General features: G+C 69.4%; 17 protein-coding genes and 1 tRNA gene. 8 read left to right on the top strand and 10 right to left on the bottom strand.

The features are described from left to right. Nucleotides 1–281: 281 nt before the first annotated feature. A tRNA-Arg gene (locus LY13_RS10235) sits at nt 282–355 on the top strand. A 110-nt stretch (nt 356–465) separates the two neighbouring features. Here the strand turns inward: LY13_RS10235 and LY13_RS10230 are convergent. The 3 genes from LY13_RS10230 to LY13_RS10220 all read right to left on the bottom strand — a co-directional run bounded on the left by LY13_RS10230 (nt 466) and on the right by LY13_RS10220 (nt 4,582). Then, nucleotides 466–1,050 carry a GntR family transcriptional regulator gene (locus tag LY13_RS10230; RefSeq protein WP_253828240.1) on the bottom strand — a complete coding sequence of 195 codons (585 nt, stop codon included), beginning with the start codon at nt 1,048–1,050 and terminating at the stop codon, nt 466–468. A 209-nt stretch (nt 1,051–1,259) separates the two neighbouring features. Next, the gene (locus tag LY13_RS10225; protein WP_253828100.1) at nt 1,260–3,578 is read right to left on the bottom strand and encodes a beta-xylosidase/alpha-l-arabinosidase; all 2,319 of its coding nucleotides are present in this window, start codon (nt 3,576–3,578) and stop codon (nt 1,260–1,262) included. Continuing rightward, nucleotides 3,575–4,582 (bottom strand): LacI family DNA-binding transcriptional regulator, encoded by a 1,008-nt coding sequence (locus tag LY13_RS10220; protein ID WP_301298771.1) that lies wholly within the window; start codon nt 4,580–4,582, stop codon nt 3,575–3,577. The genes LY13_RS10225 and LY13_RS10220 overlap by 4 nt, the downstream gene beginning before the upstream one ends. A gap of 213 nt (nt 4,583–4,795) precedes the next feature. On the opposite strand from LY13_RS10220, the gene LY13_RS10215 reads away from it, so the two are divergent. The 6 genes from LY13_RS10215 to LY13_RS10190 all read left to right on the top strand — a co-directional run bounded on the left by LY13_RS10215 (nt 4,796) and on the right by LY13_RS10190 (nt 11,303). Continuing rightward, entirely contained in the window at nt 4,796–6,148 is a 1,353-nt protein-coding gene (locus tag LY13_RS10215; RefSeq protein WP_253828238.1) for an extracellular solute-binding protein, read from the top strand. Between the two features lie 98 nt (nt 6,149–6,246). Further along, nucleotides 6,247–7,095: a carbohydrate ABC transporter permease gene (locus LY13_RS10210; protein ID WP_308216303.1), complete on the top strand. Its 849-nt coding sequence runs from the start codon at nt 6,247–6,249 to the stop codon at nt 7,093–7,095. Next, nucleotides 7,095–7,925 carry a carbohydrate ABC transporter permease gene (locus LY13_RS10205; RefSeq protein ID WP_253828097.1) on the top strand — a complete coding sequence of 277 codons (831 nt, stop codon included), beginning with the start codon at nt 7,095–7,097 and terminating at the stop codon, nt 7,923–7,925. Before LY13_RS10210 ends, LY13_RS10205 begins: the two co-directional genes overlap by 1 nt. A 142-nt stretch (nt 7,926–8,067) precedes the next feature. Further along, a complete protein-coding gene (locus LY13_RS10200; RefSeq protein ID WP_253828096.1) occupies nt 8,068–8,625 on the top strand; it encodes a hemerythrin domain-containing protein in 558 nt (185 codons plus the stop codon). A gap of 19 nt (nt 8,626–8,644) precedes the next feature. Then, entirely contained in the window at nt 8,645–10,135 is a 1,491-nt protein-coding gene (locus tag LY13_RS10195; protein WP_253828095.1) for an FAD-dependent oxidoreductase, read from the top strand. 286 nt (nt 10,136–10,421) lie between these two features. Continuing rightward, nucleotides 10,422–11,303 (top strand): manganese catalase, encoded by an 882-nt coding sequence (locus tag LY13_RS10190; protein WP_253828094.1) that lies wholly within the window; start codon nt 10,422–10,424, stop codon nt 11,301–11,303. Between the two features lie 52 nt (nt 11,304–11,355). Here LY13_RS10190 and LY13_RS10185 read toward each other — a convergent pair whose 3' ends face one another. The 4 genes from LY13_RS10185 to LY13_RS10170 all read right to left on the bottom strand — a co-directional run bounded on the left by LY13_RS10185 (nt 11,356) and on the right by LY13_RS10170 (nt 17,610). Then, on the bottom strand, nt 11,356–13,389 hold the full coding sequence (locus LY13_RS10185; RefSeq protein WP_253828093.1) for a CocE/NonD family hydrolase: 2,034 nt from the start codon (nt 13,387–13,389) through the stop codon (nt 11,356–11,358). A gap of 107 nt (nt 13,390–13,496) precedes the next feature. Then, complete coding sequence (locus tag LY13_RS10180) at nt 13,497–14,765, bottom strand: ATP-grasp domain-containing protein (RefSeq protein WP_253828092.1); 1,269 nt, start codon at nt 14,763–14,765, stop codon at nt 13,497–13,499. Between the two features lie 124 nt (nt 14,766–14,889). Then, nucleotides 14,890–16,044: a M20 family metallopeptidase gene (locus LY13_RS10175; protein WP_253828091.1), complete on the bottom strand. Its 1,155-nt coding sequence runs from the start codon at nt 16,042–16,044 to the stop codon at nt 14,890–14,892. Nucleotides 16,045–16,101: 57 nt separating this feature from the next. After that, the gene (locus tag LY13_RS10170) at nt 16,102–17,610 is read right to left on the bottom strand and encodes an AbgT family transporter (protein WP_253828236.1); all 1,509 of its coding nucleotides are present in this window, start codon (nt 17,608–17,610) and stop codon (nt 16,102–16,104) included. Between the two features lie 223 nt (nt 17,611–17,833). Here LY13_RS10170 and LY13_RS10165 point away from each other — a divergent pair, with 223 nt between their 5' ends. Beyond that, nucleotides 17,834–18,883, top strand: a complete 1,050-nt coding sequence (locus tag LY13_RS10165) for an Lrp/AsnC family transcriptional regulator (RefSeq protein ID WP_253828090.1) — start codon at nt 17,834–17,836, stop codon at nt 18,881–18,883. Between the two features lie 13 nt (nt 18,884–18,896). On the opposite strand, the gene LY13_RS10160 is transcribed toward LY13_RS10165, so the two are convergent. From LY13_RS10160 to LY13_RS10150, 3 genes are all read right to left on the bottom strand, one after another. After that, on the bottom strand, nt 18,897–20,318 hold the full coding sequence (locus LY13_RS10160; RefSeq protein ID WP_253828089.1) for a sugar porter family MFS transporter: 1,422 nt from the start codon (nt 20,316–20,318) through the stop codon (nt 18,897–18,899). A gap of 60 nt (nt 20,319–20,378) precedes the next feature. Further along, the gene (locus LY13_RS10155; protein WP_253828088.1) at nt 20,379–20,567 is read right to left on the bottom strand and encodes a DeoR/GlpR family DNA-binding transcription regulator; all 189 of its coding nucleotides are present in this window, start codon (nt 20,565–20,567) and stop codon (nt 20,379–20,381) included. A 171-nt stretch (nt 20,568–20,738) separates the two neighbouring features. Next, nucleotides 20,739–21,983, bottom strand: a complete 1,245-nt coding sequence (locus LY13_RS10150) for a cation:proton antiporter (protein WP_253828087.1) — start codon at nt 21,981–21,983, stop codon at nt 20,739–20,741. Between the last annotated feature and the right edge of the window lie 88 nt (nt 21,984–22,071).

The following is a 22,071-nucleotide window of genomic DNA, read 5'->3' as shown; positions in this document are numbered from 1 at the left end:
GGAGCGTGCTCCCCGCGCTCCGTCCCGCGCCCGGCGCCCCCACGGCCCCTCCCCGTCCACGGGTGACGCTCACCGGCGACGGCCGCCGCCGTATCCTGGTCCCACGTCCGGCGGCCCGGAGTTCACCGGCGACCGCGATGCGGACACGAGTGCCCCACCCACGGTGCAGATGTGATCCACGTAGCACCATGAGACACGAGTGAAACGAATCGGGCACATCGCGCGATCACATACACGGCGATGACTAAGCTGGCTCACCGCGGCCGGCGAGGTCGCGCCGAGCCTCCGTAGCTCAGCTGGATAGAGCAAGAGCCTTCTAATCTCTAGGTCGCAGGTTCGAGTCCTGCCGGGGGCACCCTCTCCCACCTGCAGGTTCTCTGCAGGACACGGGCTCGCTGCAGGACACGAGTGCGGCACCTCCTCGGCGCCACGGCCTCCGCCGGCCTTGCACGCCTCGCCGTCCGACTAGTCGGCGGCCCACTCGTAGGCCAGTTCGTACCGATCAGCCGGCAATGTCATGTCATTGACCTCGAGTGGTGTTCCGTCCTCGCGGTACGCGACGCGCGTAACGGTAATCACGGGCGTACCGGATTGCAGTTGCAGCGTCGACAGCTCGTCGGGTGTGGGCATCCGCGACCCAACGTGCTCGGCGTACGTCCCGATCGTGTGGCCGGCCTCGTCCAGTCGGGCGTACACGCCGCCGGCGCCCGTGTCTTCCTGCTCGGCGGCCGTCCCTCGGGTGAACTTGCGCGGCAGGCGCGACACGGCGAGCTGAACGACCTGCCCGTCGGCGCGCATGACGCGGTCGCGCACGGTCACCTCGGCGCCGGCCCCGATCGCCAGAATTCCGGCAACCCGCTCGTCGGCCGATTCGAACCGCACCGTGACGACCGACGACGGGGTGAATCCCTGCTCGGCGGCGTCGGCGAGGAACGCGCCCTTGTTCTGCGCGCGGGCGGTGTGGGACAAGCGCGTGCGGGCAAGGCGGCGAATCCGGGCAGGACGGCGGACGAACACGCCGCGCCCGTGCTCGGCGACGACAACCCCCATTGCCTCATCGTTCCAGCCGTACGGACGTGTTGACCACTTACCGCGCACCGCCGGTGACCGGACTCGACGCGAGCGCCGTGAGGCCGTCACGCGTCACGGCCGAGCAGCTGCCCCTCGAGGACTCCGGTAGTTGATCTTCTTGGTCGTTGATCCCTCTACCGGAGACCTCGTCCTCATACCCACGACGCCCCTCGTTCCTGCTACAGCCCCTAGACGTGGACCACCTCCGCCGGGGCGGTCATGACGCGGTCGTGGCCGACCTCCCGGACCGGACCGGTCAGCTCGACCGTGTCCGTACAGGGCAAGTCCGTGGCCGAACGGCCGACGAACACCTCGACCGTGCCGGGCTCCACGATGCGCCGGAGGTCTGCGTCCGGGTAACTGACGAGGTCCGCGTGCACCCGGAAGGTGACCACCGCCCGCTGCCCCGGATCGAGCGCGACGCGGGCGAAACCCGTCAGCTGCAGCACCGGGCGCGCGACACGTGCCTGCACGTCCCGCAGGTACAGCTGCACGACCTCCTCGCCCGAACGCTCACCCGCGTTGCGGACCTCCGTCGACACGGTGAACTCGCCGTCGGTGCCGGTCTCGCTCGCGCTGAGCGTCATGCCGCCGTATTCGAAGTCGGTGTAGGACAGTCCGTGGCCGAACGGGAACAGCGGCGTCGGGTCCAGATTGCTGATGCCCTCGCTGTTCCCACCGAGCGGCGGCTGCAGATACGTGCCGGGCTGCCCGCCCGGATCGCGCGGCACCTGCACCGGGAGCCTGCCGCTCGGGACGATCCATCCGGTCAGCACTCCGGCCAGCGCCGCGGCGCCCTCTTCGCCCGGCATGAACGCCTGCACCACCGCAGCGGCCCGATCCGCGTACTCGCCGAGCGCGTACGGCCGCCCGGAGAGCACCACCAGCACCACCGGGGTGCCCGTCGCGAGCAACTCGGTCAGCAACTCACCCTGCACGCCGGGCAGCTGCAGGTCGGCGGCATCGCACCCCTCACCGGAGGTTCCCTCGCCGAACATGCCCGCCCGGTCCCCCACGACCGCGACACACACGTCCGACTCCTGCGCGGCCGTCACGGCGTCGGCGAACCCCGACCGGTCGGCCTCCCGCACCGGACAGCCCGGCTGCACCCGTACCGATACGCCCGTCGACGCGAGGTCCTCCCGCAGCGCCTCCGCCAGTGTCGGCACGGCGACGCCGTCGCCGAGGTCCGGATACCGCGGCAGCACGTGGTTCGGATACGAGTAGCAACCCAAGAAGTTGCGCGCCTCGTCGGCGCCGGGACCGACGAGCGCGACACTCGAAGCGGTCTCGGGCAACGGCAGGCCACCGTCGTTGGCCAGCAGCACCACGGACCGCTCCGCGATCTCCCGCGAGAGTTCCCGGTTCCGCGGAGAATCCAGGTCGACCGATTCGTCCATTTCGGACTCCGCGGACCACTGCGGGTCGAGCAGGCCGAGTTCGGCCTTCTGCCGGAGCACCCGGCGCACCGACCGGTCGACGAGTTCCTCCGGTACCGCACCCGAACGGATCAGCTCGGCCAGTTCCTTGCCGTAGCACAGGCTCTCCGGCAACTCCACGTCCGTGCCCGCGGCCAGTGCCAGCGCGCCCGCTTCCCCCGCGCTTCCGGCGATCCGGTGCATACTGCGCAGGAACGCGATCGACCAGTAGTCCGAGACCACGGTTCCGTCGAAACCCCACTCGTCCCGCAGCACCGTGGTCAGCAACGTCGGATCGGCCGCGGCCGGCGTGCCGTCCAGGTCGACGTAGGCGTTCATCACCGACCGCGCACCACCGTCGCGCACGGCCATCTCGAACGGCGGCAGGATCACCTCGCGCAGCTCGCGGCGTCCGATGGAGACCGGGGCATGGTTGCGCGCAGCCCGCGACGCGGAGTACCCGGCGAAATGCTTGAGCGTCGCAATGATCCCGGCGGTCTCCAGCCCCCGCACGTACGCGGTTCCCACTACGCCGACCAGATACGGGTCCTCGCCCAGAGTTTCCTCGACGCGACCCCAGCGGTAGTCCCGCACGACGTCCAGCACCGGCGCCAGCCCCTGGTGCACGCCGACCGCACGCATATCGGTGCCGATGGCGTGGGCCATGCGCTCGACGCGCACCGGATCGAACGTCGCCGCGCATGCCAGCGGCGCGGGGTACACCGTCGCCCCGTACGTGGTGAAACCGGTGAGACATTCCTCGTGCACGATCGCCGGGATGCCCAGTCTGCTCTCCCCGGTGACATCCCGCTGGAGCTCCCTCACCCTGGCCGTACCGTCGGCCACCCCGACGGGCGCGGTGCCGAACACCCGCGTGAGCTGGCCGGTGCCGTGCTCGCGTGCCTGTTCCAACGAACCGCCGGAGAACACGTCCTGCATCGGCGCGACGTTGTTGCCGGAGGTGTCCTCGTTACCGGGCCAGGCGCTGCCCAGTTGCGCGAGCTTCTCCTCCAGGGTCATCGCGCGCAGCAGTGCCTCGGCACGCGATTCCGCGTCGACGGTCGTGTCCTGCCAGATCGGATCAGTCATCGTTCTCCTGTCGGACCGGTCGAGTCGCGGACGACCAGGTTGGTCGCAAGCTCGACGTGGTGGGAATCGAGGGTTTCCCCGGCGATCAGGCGCAGCAGTGTCCGCATCGCGACACGGCCCATGTCCGGGAGTGGCTGACGGACGACGGTCAGCGCGGGAGTGGCCAACGTGGCGAGCACCGTGTCGTCGAACCCCACCACGCTGAGGTCCTCGGGCACCCGCAGTCCGGCCCGCCTGGCCGCCTCCACCACGCCGAGCGCGGTGGCATCACTGGCGGCGAACACCGCGGTCGGACGCTCCTCGAGGGCCAGCAGCCGCTCACCCATCTCCAGCCCGTCCGGATATCCGAAGGCGCCGTGCATGACCAGCCGCGGATCCACCACGATGCCTGCCTGCTCCAGCGCAGCGCGGTAGCCGTGCTGGCGCGCCTGACCGCACGAGGCCGTCGTGGGACCTCCCGCGAACGCGATCCGGCGGTGCCCCCACGACAGCAGGTGCTCCGTCGCGGCCATCCCGCCGGACCAATTGGTGGCCCCGACACTGGTCACCTCCGCTCGCGGCGTGTTCAGCGGGTCGATCACCACCAGCGGCAGCCCCGCCCTGTCGAAAGCGTCCACCTGGGACTCACTCAGCGCGGAGGTGACCACGATGATCCCCTCGCGCCCGCTCGCCTTGAGCCGGTTCGCCCAGTGTTTCCCGTTCTGTGCGGCGGATTCGCCGGTGCCCGCTGCATCCGGGACACGACCGACGACGACGTCCACACCGGACTCGGCACCCGCAGTGGTCACGCCCCGAAGCACCTCGAGCGAGTACGGACTGACCAGATCGTCGAAGACCAGGTCGACGACCCGGCCCGGACCGCTACGACGTGCGGCCGGCGGCCGGTAGCCGAGTTCCCGGACGGCGTCCTCGACCCGCTGCCGGGTGGCCGCCGCGATGTCGTCCCGCCCGTTGAGCGCCTTGGACGCCGTCGGGAGTGACACCCCGGCAGCCTCGGCGACCATGCGCAGCGTCGCGCGCCCCGAGGAGTCGGACACAGTCGGCACGTCGACCTCCTGATCGTTTCGAAAATTTTCGATTCGCTGAAACCCGAAGCTGGAGTGTAGTTCGTGTATTGACGGGCGCAAAGGCCGATTCTATGGTTTCCGCCATCGCCATAGACTTTCCGAAAACTTTCGGACCTTCGACGAGGAAGGCTCACCATGGCTAACGATTCGATGCCACCGCAACGGACGGCAACACGCCGTCACGCTCCCCGCACCCGGCACCGCAACCGCCGTCGGGCGCTCCTGTCCACCGGCGCGGCCGCACTCCTCGCGTTCACCACCGCCTGCGGTTCCGGCGGACCGGCGGACGCCTCGGGCGCCGGCGCCTGGGCTCTGACCGGCGGTGACGAACAGACGCTCCGAACGTCTTTCGAGAACTGGAACGAGAGCAACCAGGATGCGCAACTGAACGCGCAGTTCTTCGCCAACGACGCCTACAAGCAGAAAATCCAGACCGCGATCGGAGCGGGTGATGCGCCGACGCTGATCTTCGGATGGGGCGGCGGAAACCTCCGCAACTGGGTCCAGGCCGGCAAGGTCGCCGACCTCAGTTCCGCGGTGGAGGAGACGCCGCAAGAGCTGCAGGACCGGTTCCTCCCGTCCGTCCGTGACACCGGCGTGGTCGACGGCAAGACCTACGCCGTCCCGAACAACGGCATGCAGCCGGTACTGCTCTACTACAACAAGGATCTGTTCGACCAGGTCGGGGCGCAGCCTCCGAAGACCTGGCAGGACCTGATGGACCTGGTGCCGAAGTTCAAGGACGCGGGCGTCGCGCCGCTGGCCATCGGCGGGCAGAGCAAGTGGCCCCAGCTCATGTGGCTGGAATACCTGGTGGACCGGATCGGCGGGCCCGAGGTGTTCGAGGCGATCGCGAACAACGAGCCGGATGCCTGGTCACATCCGGCCGTGCTGAAGGCGAACCGGATGATCCAGGACCTGGTGGAGGCCGGTGCCTTCGTGGAAGGGTTCAACTCCATCGCCTCGGACAGCGGCGCCGACTCCGCCCTGCTGTACACCGACAAGGCCGCGATGTATCTGATGGGCTCGTGGGCGTTCCCCACGATCAAGGACGCGGCGCCGGACTTCATATCCAGCGGCAAGCTCGGCTACACCAGCTTCCCCACTGTCGAAGGCGGCCGCGGCAACCCCGAGAACATCGTCGGCAACCCGGCGAACTTCTGGTCGGTCTCCGCGGACGCCGGCGACCAGGAGCGGCAAGCCGCGTTGAAGTACCTGCGCGACGGGCTGTTGAACGACCGGTACGTCGACGACCTGCTCGCCGGTGGTTCCGTCCCACCGATCACCGGCATCGAGGGCAAGCTCAGCCGCACGGACAACCCGGAGTACCTGTCGTACGTCTACGACTCGGCGAAGAACGCGCCGAACTTCCAGTTGTCCTGGGACCAGGCGCTGACCCCCGGCCAGGCCGACGAGATGTTGAACAACCTGCAGCAGGTGTTCAGCGGGCGGATGACCCCCGAACAGTTCTCCACGAAGATGAACCGGACGATCGAACGGTGAGGCCGTAGTCCGTGAGTATCACGCAACGCGAAGAACGTGCGGTCCCGGCCTCGGACCGGGACCGCACCACGCGTCCGGCCCATCGCTCCGGTCCCAGCGTGTGGATGGCCATGCCCGCGTTGGTCTTCTTCGGCATCTTCGGCCTGGTGCCGCTGGGCGGCGTGGTGGCGTTGAGCCTGGTGAACTGGGACGGCATCGGCGAGATGAGCTGGGCGGGCCTGGCCAACTGGGCCACCGTACTCACCGAGCCGGCCACGTACCACGCGATCTGGCTCAGCATCGAGTTCATGGTGGTCTGCTGGCTGGTGCAGACGCCGATCTCGCTGTTGCTCGGCGTGTTCCTGGCGGGTCGGAGCCGCTATCGTGCGGTGCTCGGCGTGCTGTACTTCGTGCCGATGCTGCTGTCCGCCGCGGCGATCGCGATCGCCTTCAAGGCATTGCTGGATCCCAACTTCGGCATGAGCCTGGCGTTCGGTATCGAAGCCCTGTCCCAGGACTGGCTCGGTGACCCGGACCTCGCGCTCTACGTGGTGATCGGCGTGGTCGCCTGGCAGTTCATCCCGTTCCACACGCTGCTGTACCAGGCGGGCGCCCGGCAGATCCCGGCCGCGCTGTACGAGGCGGCCACGATCGACGGGGCGGGCACGGTGCGCCAGTTCTTCCACGTCACGCTGCCCCAGCTGCGGTACACGTTCATCACGTCGTCCACGTTGATGCTGGTCGGTTCGCTGACCTACTTCGACCTGGTCTTCGTGCTGACCGGCGGCGGTCCCGGCGATGCGACCCGGATGCTGCCGCTGCACATGTACCTCACCGGATTCTCCGCGAACGAGATGGGCGAGGGCAGCGTACTCGCGGTGCTGCTGGTGTTCACCGGACTGGTGCTGGCACTCGGCCTGTCCGGACTGGCCAGCTTCCGCAAGGGAAGCCAGATGGAGGGTATGTGATGGCGCGGACAACCCGGATGCGCCCGAACGTCCCTGCGGGCGTGGCGGGTTTCCTCTGGCTGCTCGTGGCGCTGGTGCCCGTGTACTACGTGGTGATCACCAGCCTGCGCACCCAGGAGGGCTTCTTCTCGGACAATCCGCTGGTGCCACCGTCGGACCCGTCCTTGGACAGCTACCGCCTGGTACTCGAGAGCGACTTCCTGCTGTATCTGGTCAACAGCATCGTCGTCACGCTGGGCGCGGTGCTGATCACGGTGTCGCTGTCGCTGATGGCCTCCTACTTCGTGGTTCGCGGCACCGGCCGGCTGTCGGGCATGACCCACAAGGTGTTCCTGCTGGGACTGGCGATCCCGCTGCAGGCCACGATCATTCCCGTCTACTACTTGATCACCGAAGCCCGGATGTACGACACGCTGTTGGCGATCATCCTGCCCTCCGCGGCGTTCGCCATCCCCCTGACCGTCGTCATCCTCTCCAACTTCCTGCGCGACGTGCCGAACGAACTGTTCGAATCCATGCGTGTGGACGGTGCGGGACACTGGCGGATGCTGGTGAGCCTGGTGCTGCCGTTGATGCGACCCGCGCTGGTCACCGTCGCCGTCTACGACGGACTGCAGGTGTGGAACGGCTTCCTGTTCCCGCTGATCCTCACGCAGAGCCCGGACCAGCGGGTGCTGCCGCTGGCGTTGTGGAGCTTCCAGGGACAGTTCACGGTGAACATCCCGGCCGTGCTCGCCGCCGTGGTGCTGTCCACGCTTCCGGTGCTGGCGCTGTACATCCTGGGCAGGCGTCACCTGGTGAGCGGTCTCACCGCCGGATTCGGCAAGTAGTCGCCCGGTCGCGGCGCCGGAGCCGGCGCGGCACGTCCGGTCGGACACGGACCCACCGGCGCCTCCCGGCGGATCGTTAAACACTCGGTTCTGTGGGTATGCCGCCGACGACCGGACTTGACGACCGTCGACGGAGGCATCCATGACCACCACGCAGCAATCCGACCTGATCGAGGTCATCACCGCCGACCACCGGGCCGTGGAATCGGTCTTCCGCGAGCTGGAGTCGCACGAGGGCTCGCCCGACCATCGCAGGCAGCTCGTCGACCACGTCATCACCGAGCTGGTGCGGCACTCGGTGGCCGAGGAACAGTGGATGTACCCGGCGGCGCGGGAACACCTCGACAACGGTGACGAGATCGCCGACCACGAGATCGAGGAACACGCCGGCGCGGAACGGCTCATGAAGGATCTCGAGGACGTCGAGCCGACCGACCCGCAGTTCGACGCGCTCGTGGGCCAGCTGATGGACGACATCCGGCACCACGTCGAGGACGAGGAGAACGACCTGCTGCCCAAGCTGCGCAACGCGTGCTCGGACGAGCAGCTCCGCGAGCTCGGACAGCGCGTGCTGGAAGCGAAGAGGACCGCGCCGACCCGGCCGCACCCCTCCGCACCGGACACTCCGCCCGCGAACCGGATCATGGATCCTGGCGCGGGCCTGATCGACCGGCTCCGCGACGCACTCACGTCGCGATGACCGGCGTGGGAGCGGCCCGATGACCTCGCTGTGGCTGCGTGACCACCGGCCCGAACCGGCCTCGTCACCGCGTCCCGGCGAGCAGTACGACCACGTCGTCGTGGGGGCGGGACTCACCGGCCTGGTCACCGCCCTGCTGCTCGCCCGGGCCGGTGGGTCCACGGCGGTGCTGGAAGCCCGCCACCCCGGCGCCGTGGCCACGGGCAACACAACCGGGAAACTGAGCCTGCTGCAGGGCACGCGCGCCTCGGCCATCGCGGCCCGCCACGGGCGGGAGACGCTGCGCGCCTACGTCGACGCGAACCGGGAAGGCCAGTCCTGGCTGCTGCGGTACTGCCAGGACCACGGGCTTCACGTCGACCGCGAATCAGCCGTCACGATCGCCACCGAGCGCGGGGACACCGGCGCCGTCGATGCCGAGTTCCGCGCCTGCCGGGCGGCCGGGCTCCCGGTCCGCAAAGCGACGCCGACCGAACTGCCGTTCCGCACGGCCGACGCCGTCGAGCTGCCCGAACAAGCGCAACTCGACCCGATTCTGCTGCTGACCACGCTGATCTCCGACCTCCGGGAACACGGCGGGGAGCTCTATTCGGGCACACGGGTGCGTGACGTGCGTCCGAAAGCGACCCTCGGCGGCCGTGGCCCCCTCCGGGTGTGTCTCGACGACGACGCGACGCTCGAGGCCGGCAGCGTGGTCCTTGCGACCGGAACACCACTCCTCGATCGGGGCGGCTTCTTCGGCCGCCTGCACGCGCGCAGGTCGTACTCCGTGGCGTTCGAGCTCTCCGAACCGGTTCCGCGCTCGATGTACCTGCGAGCCGGAGACCCGACCGTGTCCTTGCGCTACGCCTGGCGCGACCGGCAGCGGGTACTGCTCGTCGGCGGATTCGGGCACGACGTCGGCCGGGCCGGATCCGAACAGGCCCACGTCGACTCCCTCGTCGACTGGGCCACGACGCACTTCCCGTCCGCGGTGCCACGCGAACGCTGGTCCGCACAGGACTACGACTCGATCGACCGGCTGCCCTACGTCGGCCCCCTGCTACCCGGCGACGACCGGGTCCTCGTCGCCACCGGCTTCGCGAAGTGGGGCCTGACCAACGGCACCGCCGCGGCACTCGCCATGGCGGGGCGCCTCCTCGGCGGTCACCAACCGTGGGCGCGTCCGCTTCGTACGTGGCGGCCGTCGGAGCTGACGTCCCTGCCCTCGGCGGCGTCGCTCAACGCGGCCGTCTCCTATCGGATGGCCTCGGGCTGGACGCGGCTGGCCATGAGTAAGCTCCGCCGAAACGAGGCGACACCCTGCCCGGTTCGTCCGGTGTGTACACACCTCGGCGGAGTTCTCGAGTGGAACGACACGGAGTCGTCGTGGGACTGTCCGCTGCACGGTTCGCGATTCGCCGCCGACGGACGTGTTCTCGAAGGCCCGGCGACCCGGCCGCTGCACCCGAAACCGCTGCACCCGAAACGACCACCGGACGCCGTGCCCCATTCCGCTCGCCCGGAGTGACGGAGGCTCGCGCCACCCGGACTCGTCGCCATGCGGCGCCCCGGCGGGTTATCCGTGGCGCGCCGAGGGGTAGCCGGTCCGTGCCCCCGGCGAGGCCTCACCCCTCCCGGGAGGCAGCGGCGCGGTCCCGCGACCGCGGTCGGGCGGCCACGCGTCCGGCGCCGCAATCCGCCCGGCCGGAGGCCGACGATTCTCTTCGGGCGCCGGTCTCTCGTCCCGCCGAAGGCAGCGCGGTGCCGGGCCGGTCACGCCCGTTCGAACGCACGATCCATTGAGGAGCGAGCCGATGTTCTTTCACAAGCAGGAACTGCAGTTCCAGGCCACCCCGGACCAGCCCGACGCCGTGTACGGCCGGAAACTCCAGGAGGTTCTCGGCGGCCAGTACGGCGAGATCACCGTGGCGATGCAGTACATGTTCCAAGGGTGGAACATGCATGTCCCCGGCAAATACCGCGACCTGGTTTTCGGCATCGGATCCGAGGAGTTCGGTCACGTGGAGATGCTCGCGACGATGATCGCGCAGCTGTTGGAGAAGGCGCCGTTGGGAGTGACCGAGGACGCCGTCCAGGCGGATCCGACCGTGGCCGCCGTCGTCGGCGGGACCGACGTCCAGCATGCGATCGTCGCCGGTGCGGGCGCGCGCCCGGTCGACAGCATGGGAAACCCGTGGCAGGGCAACTACGTCACCGCGAGCGGCAACCTGCTGGCCGACTTCACGTCCAACGCGAACGCCGAGATGCAGGGACGGACCCAGGTGTCGCGCCTGTACCACATGACCGACGACGCGGGCGTGCGCGAACTGCTGTCGTTCCTGCTGGCGCGTGACACCATGCATCAGAACCAATGGCTGGCCGCAGCCGCGGAACTCAGGGAGCAGGGAACCGAGGAGCTGCCGGTACCGAGCAACTTCCCGCAGAATTCCGAACACACCCCGGTGTCGTACCAGTACCAGAACTTCAGCGACGGCGACGCCGCGAGTGACGGCCCGTGGGCCTCGGGACCGAAGCCCGACGGCAACGGAACGTTCAGCTACCACGACGGCCCGACCACGAGCGCACCCATGCCGCCGCCGACGCATCCCGACGCCCGCCTGTACGGGACCACCAACGTGCCCGACGCGGTCGAGAAGGCCGCGGGTACGGCGCAGGACAAACTGCGCAGAGAATGACACTCCGACGTCCGGTCGGCGCGGGACCCGCCGCGTCGACCGGACGACACGCTCACACGTGGTCCCGTGGGATCGTCGAACTCCAGTTGAGCGACGTGACCCGCTCCCCGTTGTGATAGGCGTCGAGTTGGGCGTGCAGCACGAAGTGCTCCGGCGTGGAGGTCAGTACCGTGCGCGTGTCGGTGTGCACGTGCCAGCCGTCCCTGGCGAAGTCGACCCGCCAGACGGTCTCGCCGCGCACCGAGGAGAAGTCGTCACCGACCCACCGATAGCGTTCCTCGCCGCGTTGCGAGACCTCCAGGTCGATGTCCTCGTACCGTTCCGTGCCCGAGTCCTTGACGACCTCCAGTTGCGACGCGTAGTCGACGAGGTCCCGCGACACCTGCCACCGATGGTCGCCAGGTTGCAGCGTCGTCGTGTCGAGCCGGGGCGTCCCTTCCGGCGGGTCGAACGGCCGGAGCGCCACCTCGTCGGGCTCCTCGACAGGACGGGTCGGCAGGGTCACCGTGCTGGTGTCGGGGTACACCGTCAGCTGCACCGGTTTCGGCGGCGGCCAGGCCAACGGCCAGTACGATGTGGACAGTGACAGTCGAATGCGGTGCCCCGCGGGGAACGTCTGGGCCACACCGTTGAGCGCCAGCGACACCCGATACCGCTTCCCGGGCTCGAGCTCTTCCGGCCGGGCGTGCGAATTCCGGTGGGTGAGGTTCAGCAGCCCGTACGTGACCCGGGTCGCCCTGCCGTCCTCGGCCACGTCGGACAGCCGCGCCGCGAGCATCGCCACCGGACGGTCCACGGAGATGTCGAGCTCCACCTCGGCGGCGCCGAGGATCTCCCACGGCCGGCTCAGCGTCTCGGTGTCGAACACCAGCGAACCGCCGTCCTCCTCGCGCTGGTCGTACGGCAGGTCCGGCGGCGCGCTGTAGGAGCACCACTTCCCCGCGAACTGACCGACCGACAGCGGCGACTGCAGGACCAGACCGTCCGGCGACGTCGGCCCGCCGCTGTCGTCGTCGGTGAGAATCCTGTGGCGGCGCAGCGGAAGCCGTTGCGGTCGCACGTGCGTCGACGGCCACGACGGTTCGCCGACCCACCTGCCGGGCCGCTCCTCGTACGCGGTCGACGGCGGCACGCTGTCCTGCATCCACACGCGCAGCATCGGCTCGTCCATCACCGCGTTGTCCTCACCTTTGAGCCAGTGGTCCCACCAGCGGACCAGCTCCTGCAGGAACCCGATAGCCGGACCCGGGTCGCCGAGGTGCGGATACTTGTGCGACCAGGGGCCAATCAGTCCCTTGCGAGGCACGTCGAGGTGCTCCATCAGCCGGAAGACCGCGTTCGAATAGCCGTCGGCCCACCCGCTGACGGCCAGTACCGGGCACCGCAGTGAGCCGGGGTCCTCGCAGATGGAGCCGTGACGCCAGAACTCGTCCCGCCGCTGATGGCGCATCCAGTCCTCGAGCCACAGGCCACTGCCGTGGAGGCGCTGCTGCCACATGTCGAACCAGCCGTCCCCCACCAGCTTCGGATCCGGCGGCGTGGAGGTCTGCGCGAACATCGTCGACGCCCACGACAGGTTGTCCCCGAGCAGGCAGCCACCCATGTAGTGGACGTCGTCGGCGTAGCGGTCGTCGGTCGAGCACACCGTGACGACGGCACCGAGGCTCTCGGGCCTGCGCGCGGCGACCTGCAGCGCGTTGAAGCCTCCCCAGGAGATGCCCATCATGCCGGTGTTCCCGTCACACCAGGGCTGCGCCGCCAACCAGGCCAGCACGTCCTCCGCGTCGGCGAGTTCCTGTTCCAGGTACTCGCCGGTGAGTACGCCCTCGGAGTCGCCGCTGCCACGCAGGTCCACGCGCACGGCGGCGTAGCCGTGGCCCGCCAGGTAGGGGTGGTGGATCGAGTCGCGTTTGGCCGTTCCGTCCCGCTTGCGGTACGGGATGAACTCCAGGATCGCGGGGACCGGGGCGTCGTCCGAGGACAACGGCCGCCACAGTCGCCCCGCCAGCCGCGTCCCGTCCGAGACCGGGATCCAGAAGTGCTCCTCCTCGGTCACCGCGTGGGGCAGGCTGGTCACTTCACGCATCGCAAGGCGCTCCCTTTCGCTCGGGTGCTCGTCGATCGGGTGCGCGTCGGCCGGGTGAGGCCGGTCCTTGCCGGCGAGGCGGACCGTCGCTTCCCGGGCACGGCGCGTCAGTCGGTGAAGTCGAACGGGAGGAGCTCGAGGCAGCGCTCGTACTTGGCCTTCAACTCCCCTTCGTCGGCGGCACCGACGTGGACGGTGGCGTAGGCGTAGCTGTAGCTGTCCTGCTCGCGCAGGTCCGAGAGCCGTTCGCCTTCGCTCACCAGCAGCTCGGCCTGGCAACCGGGCAGCTCACGCTCCACCGTGGCGAGTTCCTCCGGGGTCGGCACCCGCCGTGCCACCCCGTCCTCGAACCGCCGGACGAACCATTTCGCCGCCACCCGGTACGGACCCTGCCGATAGGGCAGATCGGGATCGGCACCGATCGCGAGACGCAGCACGCACTGGTGGTTCGGCACGCCGTCGACCAGGTCGAAGAGGATGGCGTGCGACTGCGAGTGCCGCGGGTTGATCTCCAGCAGGGTGACCGCGCCGGTGTCGGGGTCCCAGAAGTACTCGATGTTGAACGGCACCGAGCGCAGCCCGATGTGCTCGATCACGCGCCGCGAGAGGTCGGCCAGATGCGCCTGCACGTGCTCCGGCAACGACGACGGGTACTGGTAGCGCTGAAAACTCGGCGTGCCGGGGTAATCGTGCGAGTCGACGATGCCGTACACGTGCACACCGTCGCCCGCGTCGTAGCCTTCGACGGTGACCTGCCTGCCCCCGACCGCCTCCTCCGCCAGGCACGTCTGCCCACCGAGCCTGCCGATGTCCTCGGGCAGCTCGGCGTGTTCGAGGACGAAGTCGAACGGCTCACCGACCCGGTCGATACCGTCACGGATACGGGCCAGCGCATCGGTGAAGCCGGCGGTGTCCTCGATCCGGAAGGCCAGCTGGGACGAGAAAGCCTTCACCGGTTTGAGCCAGAACGGGAACCCGAGATCGGCGGGTGGCTCGGCAGCGTCCAATCGCACGGCGGCGAACCGCGGATGTTCGTCGATCACCTCGGACTGGACCACGCGGCTCCAGTACTTGTGTTCGCACTTCAGTACCGACTCTAGCGAGGCCGAGCGCAGGCCGCGCTCCTGGCACAGGATCGGCACCATCGAGCTCACCGGGAAGTCCCAGTAGCCCACGATCGCGTCGACCGCGCCGTCGAACTCGGACAGCTGTCGCCGCGCTTTGTCGAGCAGCGACCGCATCGGCAGGCGGTCGGCTTCCACCAGCTCCTCGACCGACAGCAACGGTCGGAACCGGTAGTCCGCGAAACCCGCCACGTCGCGCAGCGTGCGCATGTTCTGCTCGTCGAGTCCGAGCACGAAGATGTTTCCGGCCATGCTCTCCGGATACCCGGTACCGGCCGCAGCACACCCCGCGCCGACACCCCACCGCGCCGAGGCGGGCCGCCGGTGCGCACGGTCGACTCCGCCGCGTGCACGGGCGGAGCCGACTGGTCCGGTCCTACGCGCTCATGTCGCCCAGCGCCATCAGCAGTCCCGCGATCAGCGCGGTCCGGCCGGGGACGTGGCTGAGCAGCACGTGCTCGTGCCGGGCGTGGGCACCGCCGCCGACCGCGCCGAGCCCGTCCAGCACGGGCCTGCCCAGCGCCGCCACGAAGTTGCCGTCGCTGGCGCCGCCGACGCTCACCTGCCCGAGTTCCCAGCCCGCGTCGGCGGCGATGCGCTCGGCGATGCCGAACAGCTCGTCGGAACGGGCGTTGCGGACCATCGGCGGCCGGTTCCACTCACCCTCGACCGTCACGTTCGCCCGGGCGTCGGACGTCCGCAGCTCCGCGAACGCCGCGTCGATCCTGGCCATCTCGGCGGGTTCGGACACCCGCACGTCGATGCCGCACGTCGCATGCCCGGCGACGACGTTGCGACCCGTGCCGCCGTGGACGAGACCGACGTTGACGGTGGTGCCCCGTTCACGGTCGCCGAGTTCCGCGATCCGTCCCACCAGCCGTGCGAGCTCGTGGACGGCGCTGGCGCCCGCGTCGGGATCGAGACCCGCGTGCGATTCGACGCCGGTGACCGTGACGTCGAACAACCCGACCCCCTTGCGCACGGTTTTCAGCGCACCGTCCGCCGAGGCCTCACACACCAGCGTCGCCAGCGTGTCCTCGCTGAGTCGTTCGATGATCGGCCGTGCGACCGGGCTGCCGATCTCCTCGTCACCGTTGAGCAGCAGGCGCATCGTCGGGCGCGGCAGGCCCAGCTCGGCGAGGCATCGCAGCGCCCACACCGCCTGCACGAGACCGAGCTTCATGTCGAACGCACCGGGCCCGCTCGCGCGGTCACCGTCGACCGTGAACGGCCAGTCCGTCAGCGTTCCCTCCGGCCAGACGGTGTCGTAGTGGCACAGCACCAGCACGGTCCCGGGTGCGGTGCCGGGATAGGCGACCTCCAGCGCGTCGCCGTACTTGCCGCCGTCGTGCAGGCGCCGCTCGCCCGGTTCGCCGAGCCGTTCGGTGAGCCACCGCTCGATCTCCGCGATCCCCGCACGCAGCAACGTCGTGTCGTCGCTGGGGGTTTCCAGTTCGACGAGCCTGCGTAGATCGGCGGTCATCTCCGGCAGGGCGCGCTCGGCCCAGCTGTGCACGGTCAACTCCGACATGTTCTCTCCCCTTGTCCTCGACACGGATTCCTCGCGTCGGCACGCGGTGTTCCCTCGTCAGCGCACGGGCGCGCCGGGGCCGAGCGGGATACCGATGCCCCACCAGATCAGGAACAACGCCGTCCACGCCGTGATCACGCTCAGCGCGATCGGCAGCGTCAGCGACATCAACGTCCCGATGCCCGCCTGCTTGCGGTACCGCTGCAGGAAGCCGAGCGCCATCGCGAAGTACGGGCTCATCGGGCTGATCAGGTTCGTGCCCGAGTCGGCGATGCGGTACAGCGCGAGCGTCGTCTCGGCGGGAACGTTCAGCAGCAGGAACATCGGCACGAACACGGGTGCGATCAGCGTCCACAGCGCGGAGCCGCTGGTGAGCAGCACACCCATGACACACGCCGCGACGAGCATCCCGAGGAACATCACGATCGTCGGCACGTCGGCGTGGTCGAGCAGCTCCGCACCGCGGATCGCCACGACCTCGCCCATGTTCGTCCACTTGAAGTAGGCGATGAACTGGCTCGCCGCGAAGAACAGCACGATCACCGGCGCCAGGTCGCGCACTCCCTGTCCCATCGCGGCCGGTACCTCACGGGCGCTCGTCAGGCTGCCGGTGGTGCGGCCGTAGACGTATCCCGTGAGCAGGAACGTCAGTCCGAGCACGACGGCGATGCCCGTCACCACGGCCGAGTCGAGCAGCCCACCGTCGTCACCACGCGCGGGCGAGCCCGGAGGGATCAGTGCGCCTGCCACCACGACGGCGATGCCCAGCAGCATCCAGCCCGCGTTGCGCAGGCCCTTGCGCTCGGCGTCGGACAGTGTCATCGAGCCGAGCTCCTCGTCGAGCCCGTCGCCGTCGACCTCGATGCTCTGCGCGCGCCGGGTGAGCACGAACTCGGTCACGGCGGTGATCACCAGCGCGAGCACGATCGCCGAGGACGCGGTGAAGAAGTAGTTCGCCAGCGGGCTGACGACGTGGCCCGGCGAGACGAGTTCGGCGGCGCTGGTCGTGATCCCGGCGAAGAGCACGTCGCCCGCGGTGATGAACACCGAGGCGTCGTACCCGGCGGCGATCGACGCGTAAGCCACGACGAGGCCGAGGATCGGGCTGCGTCCGGCCGCCTTGAACACGAGCGCGCCCAGCGGCACCAGCACGACGTAGGCGGCGTCCGAGGCCACGCTCGCGGAGATGCCGGCGAGCGACAGCGCGAAGGTCAGGTATTTCGGCTGCACCCGGGTGACCGTGCGCCGCAGCAACGCCGTGAGCATGCCGCTGCGTTCGGCGACCGCGACGCCGAGCATCACCACGACGATCAGCGCCAGCGGCGGGAACGACGCGAAGTTGTCGACGGCGTCGCCGAGCATCATGTGCAGGCCCGCCTGGGACAGCAGGCTCGTGATCTCGACCCGCTCGCCGTCGGCGGGCGAGACCGCGAAGGCGCCGAGGGCGTCCAGGACGGCGCTGGCCACGATGACGACGCCCGCCATCAGCACGAACAGCCAGAAGGGATGCGGCAGCTTGTTGCCGACGCGTTCGATGACACCGAGCAGCCGCAACAGCACCCGCATCGGTCGCGAGGCCGCGGGCGGCACCGCGTTCGTCTCCGTGGAAGTCACGAAGGCCCCCGTTCGCCGTAGGTGACAAGTTGCTTGATTAGAGATCCTAACGAACGGTTCGGTCAAGTTACGAGTTCGTTTCGCATGCTTTGCTCGCTGAGTCCGTGCAGGATGCTAGATTCATGCGGTCGACATCGGTCGACGAGCGGGGACGGTTGATGCGCAGGGGCGGTCGATGAACACGGAGTGGCCTGCGGGCAGCGGAGTGCCTGCCAACGAAACCCCTGCCAACGGAGTGCCTGCGAACACAGCGGAGTTGGAGCCCGGCGATCTCGACCTCGTCGCCGCGCTGCAGGTCGCCCCGCGGGCCCCGCTCGCCGCGATCGCCTCGGCACTCGGCGTCTCGTCCAGCACCGTCAGCAGGCGGATGGCACGGCTGGAGTCCGACGGCGCGCTCCGTGTCATCGGGCAGCTCGACTGGTCGGTCACCGGGCACGGCAATCCGTGGCACGTGTGGATCAGCGCGAGCCCGGGCCGTGCTCGCCAGGTGGCCACCACCATCGCGGAGCTCCCGGAGTCTCAGCTGGTGGCCACCACGGCGGGCCGCGCGGACGTCTACTGCGCCGTGCAGGCCACGGAGCACAGCACGCTGCAGGACCTGCTCGGCGAGCGGATCTCCACGATCCCCGGCGTGGAGTCGGCGCACAGCGAGTTGGTGCTGCGCGGCGTGGCGCTGGCCGACTCGTGGCGGCTGCCCCGGCTGTCCGGCGAGCAGCTCGATCTGCTGCGCTCACACGCCGAGCCGGAGCAACCTCCTGCCGCGGCGCAGGCCGAACCGGCAGGGGACGCGCTCCGCGTCGCGCGATTGCTGCGCGAGCACGGCAGGCTCACCGCGGCCCAGGTGGCGAGGGAGCTCGGCAGCACCCAGTCCACCGCCTACCGCCTGCTGCGTACAGTGCTGGAACGGGGCATCGTACGGCCACGCGTCGAGATCGAACCCCGGCTGCTGGGCTACGGCCTCGAAGCGGTGATCGCACTGACCGTGACGCCCGGTTCCATCCGCACCGTCAGCGCATCGCTCGCCCACCACCCGTCGGCGCGCTACGTCTCCCTCGTCGCCGGCAACTCGTCGGTGATCCACCAGGGCGTGTTCCGCGACGAGGACGGCCTCGCCGAGTTCCTGACCACCGACCTCGGCGCCCTGCCCGGGGTGGCGACGTTCGACGTGTCGGTACTGCTCGACGTGCGCAAACGCTACTGGCGTGATCGCATGACCGTCCGATGAGGACTCTTCGGTTCTACCGGGCGGAGTCCGATCCGGCACGCCGGTCGTCGGCGACACCGAGCACGCGTTGCAGCTTCTCCAGCGGGACACCCTTGGTCTCCGGCATCAGTACGAGCACCCAGACGAGCTGGCCGACCATGCACACGAAGAAGAACGCGAACGCCGTCCCACCGCCGACGACGTCGGCCAGCAACGGGAAGACCCAGGAGACGGCCGCCGCGAACGCCCAGTGGACCAGAGAACCGAACGCCTGCCCCCTGGCCCGGATCGAGGTCGGGAAGATCTCCGAGATGAAGACCCAGATCACCGCTCCCTGACCGAAGGCGTGTGCGGCCACGAACAGCATCACGAGGACGACCACCAGCAGGCTCGCCGCACCGGAGAAATCCGACCCCTGGCTGAAGAACGTGCCCGCGAGCAGGCCGAGCGTGACCAGGTAGCCGATCGACCCGACGAGCATCAGCCTGCGCCGCCCGAGCCGGTCGATCACCACCAGGGCGAGCATCGTCGAAACCAGGTTGATCAACCCGACACCGGTGCTGCTGAGGAACGACGCGCTCTCGCCCATTCCCGCCGACGAGAAGATCGAGGGAGCGTAGTACAGCACCGCGTTGATCCCGGACAGCTGATTGAACGCCGCGATCGCGAGCGCCAGCAGGATGATCTTCCGATGCCGACGGGCGAAGAACGGAACGCGCTGCTGGGTGCCGTCGGTCGCGAGTGCCTCGGCGACCTCCGTGTGCACGCGGCGTGCCTCGTCCGGGTCCGGAGCGAGCGCCTCGATCACGCGACCGGCCTCGGTCGACCGGCCCACCTTCATCAACCAGCGTGGACTCTCGGGCACGAGAACCAGCAGGAGCACGAACGCGAACGCGGGCAGCGCCTCGACACCGAACATCCACCGCCACGCCGTCGCCTCCGGCGCCAGCTGCAGGGTGACGTAGTTCGACAAGTACGCCAGCAGGATGCCGAGCACGATGTTGAACTGGAACAGCCCCACCATGCGACCGCGGAGCCGGGGCGGGGACACCTCGGCGTTGTAGATCGGAGCGACGGCGGCCGCCGCACCGACCCCGATTCCACCGACAAAGCGAAGCACCATGAAACTCACCCAGTCGGGCGCGAGGGCCGAACCGACCGCGGACACGAGGTACAGGAGGCCGATCGCGTAGAGGATCTTCTTGCGCCCGAACACGTCGGCCGGTTTCCAGATCCCGGTCACGGCGGCACCGGTGATCGTGCCGATCAACGCGGTCGCGACAGTGAAGCCGAGTCCACCCGACGACAGGGAGAACACGTCCTGCAGCGCGTCGGTGGTACCGGAGATCACGGCGGTGTCGAAACCGAACAGCAGTCCGCCGAGCGCGGCGATGACGGCGCTCCGCAGAGCCAGTCGATTCCCGGGATTTCCCATCCGGGTCGGTACGTTCTGCATGTCGCAAACCTTCCTCGTTGAAGGATACGGGGACGCCTGGTTCTGGTCCGGCGTGGACGGTCAGTGGGTACCCTGTGCGAGCACCACCTCGATCGCGGCCTCGTGGGGTTCGACGACGGCCCGTTCGTCCAGACCGCCGTGGGTCACCACGACGTCGACCCCGCCGAGCGTGGCGAACCGGGCGAACTGGTCGTCGCCGTACTTGCTGTGGTCACTGAGCAGCACGCGACGGCGACAGGCTCCGACCATGGGCGCTGATTTTGACGGCTGTTGCGGCACAGTCAAGCCGCCGAAGGGGCGGCAGCCTGCACAATCGGTCACCACGGGCATTCCGGACCCGGCCGCGTCCGCCGGCGTGCGGGCCGAGGCGGCAACAACGCCTCGGGCCGTCAGGACCGCTCCGACGACCGCCCCTCCGGCTCACCGCCCTGCGCTCCGTCTCCCGCTCCCGCTCCCGCTCCCGCTCCCGCTCCCGCTCCCGGCGATCCTGCTCGCCGCCATCGGGAAGACCAGCACGGTGACGGCACCGGCGGTGACCATGATCGACGCCGTCGCCGCGGTGATCAGCTGCGTCGACACGGCCACCTGTGTCACCGCCACGATGATCGGCAACCCGGTGGCGGCATAGAGGCCGAGGGCCAGGCGGTCGCGGGTCGCCGTGACGTCCGAACCGGTCGGCGTCCACATCTCGCGCGCGAACACGGGCAGCCCGCGCACCAGGAGGATCACCACGACGAACGCCAGGAGCAGCGGCCACTCCGCCGCGACCGCGCCCGGGTCGATCGTCATCCCGCTCGTCACGAAGAACACCGGGATGAGCAGACTGAACCCCACGATCTCCAGTTTGTGCGCGATCTCCTCCGCGTGGCCGGGCGCGACCGCGCGCAACATCGCGTTCGACAACAGGCCAGCGGAGAACGCTCCGAGCGCGACGTCAAGTTCCAGCACGGCCGTCAACAACATCAACGTCACGAGCACGAGGACGGTGATGCGGGCCGTGGTCTGCATGGTCGTGTTCGCCGCACTCATCACCGCACGGCCCAGCAGCGGCACCCGGCGCAGAATGCGACCCGGCAGCGCGACGACGACCACCGCGGCCGCCGCGAACGCCAGCAGTACCACGGCCGCCTGCCAGGTGGCGCGCGTCGACAGCAGCACCGACATCGCCACGATCGGCAACAACTCGCCGTACGCGCCGTGCGTCATCACCGCCCTGCCCAGCGGCGTCGCCAGCGCACCGGAGTCCTTGAGAATCGGCAGCAGCGTGCCGAGCGCGGTCGACGTCGACGCGATCGCGAGCACGATCGCCACCTCGATGTCACCCTGCACCACCAGCAGGCCGGCGCCCGCGCCGAGGAGCGCACACCCGAGCCACGTCACCGCCGCGTGCCTGCCCTGCCTGCCGTGGAGGTCCTCGGCCCGCACCTCGAACCCGGCCAGCAGGAAGAGGAACCCGAGCCCCAGCTCGCGCAGGAACCCGACGGCGTCGGTCTCGGCCGCCAGCCCCAGTGCGTGCGGGCCGATGAGCGCGCCGAACACCAGCAGCCACACCACGTCGGGAATCGTGCGCCGGGTGATCAGCGCCAGCACGGGCCCCAACGCCGCGACGAGCGCGATCCACCACACCGACAGCAGGTCCGCGACCAGCGCATGCCCCTCGCCCATGGCGGCAACGCTAGCCCCGCCCGGCCGCCCCGGCAGGTCGAACCGCCGGCGGGGCGGAGCAGGCGGGCCGCTGGGCGACGCGGTCCGA

Origin of the sequence: Prauserella aidingensis (assembly GCF_024171865.1) — a bacterium.
Classification (GTDB): Bacteria; Actinomycetota; Actinomycetes; order Mycobacteriales; family Pseudonocardiaceae; genus Prauserella; species Prauserella aidingensis.
The sequence above is the reverse complement of the archived record's forward strand: the minus strand, read 5'-3'. Positions and strand labels throughout refer to the sequence as shown.

Coding starts and splice junctions, on each gene's coding strand:
- LY13_RS10225 (WP_253828100.1), bottom strand. CDS start 3,578: ATGACTGATCCGATCTGGCAGGACACGACCGTCGACGCGGAATCGCGT.
- LY13_RS10215 (WP_253828238.1), top strand. CDS start 4,796: ATGCCACCGCAACGGACGGCAACACGCCGTCACGCTCCCCGCACCCGG.
- LY13_RS10180 (WP_253828092.1), bottom strand. CDS start 14,765: ATGGCCGGAAACATCTTCGTGCTCGGACTCGACGAGCAGAACATGCGC.
- LY13_RS10200 (WP_253828096.1), top strand. CDS start 8,068: ATGACCACCACGCAGCAATCCGACCTGATCGAGGTCATCACCGCCGAC.
- LY13_RS10185 (WP_253828093.1), bottom strand. CDS start 13,389: ATGCGTGAAGTGACCAGCCTGCCCCACGCGGTGACCGAGGAGGAGCAC.
- LY13_RS10230 (WP_253828240.1), bottom strand. CDS start 1,050: ATGGGGGTTGTCGTCGCCGAGCACGGGCGCGGCGTGTTCGTCCGCCGT.
- LY13_RS10205 (WP_253828097.1), top strand. CDS start 7,095: ATGGCGCGGACAACCCGGATGCGCCCGAACGTCCCTGCGGGCGTGGCG.
- LY13_RS10150 (WP_253828087.1), bottom strand. CDS start 21,983: ATGGGCGAGGGGCATGCGCTGGTCGCGGACCTGCTGTCGGTGTGGTGG.
- LY13_RS10190 (WP_253828094.1), top strand. CDS start 10,422: ATGTTCTTTCACAAGCAGGAACTGCAGTTCCAGGCCACCCCGGACCAG.
- LY13_RS10175 (WP_253828091.1), bottom strand. CDS start 16,044: ATGTCGGAGTTGACCGTGCACAGCTGGGCCGAGCGCGCCCTGCCGGAG.
- LY13_RS10155 (WP_253828088.1), bottom strand. CDS start 20,567: ATGGTCGGAGCCTGTCGCCGTCGCGTGCTGCTCAGTGACCACAGCAAG.
- LY13_RS10165 (WP_253828090.1), top strand. CDS start 17,834: ATGAACACGGAGTGGCCTGCGGGCAGCGGAGTGCCTGCCAACGAAACC.
- LY13_RS10170 (WP_253828236.1), bottom strand. CDS start 17,610: ATGCGGGTGCTGTTGCGGCTGCTCGGTGTCATCGAACGCGTCGGCAAC.
- LY13_RS10160 (WP_253828089.1), bottom strand. CDS start 20,318: ATGCAGAACGTACCGACCCGGATGGGAAATCCCGGGAATCGACTGGCT.
- LY13_RS10195 (WP_253828095.1), top strand. CDS start 8,645: ATGACCTCGCTGTGGCTGCGTGACCACCGGCCCGAACCGGCCTCGTCA.
- LY13_RS10220 (WP_301298771.1), bottom strand. CDS start 4,582: ATGGTCGCCGAGGCTGCCGGGGTGTCACTCCCGACGGCGTCCAAGGCG.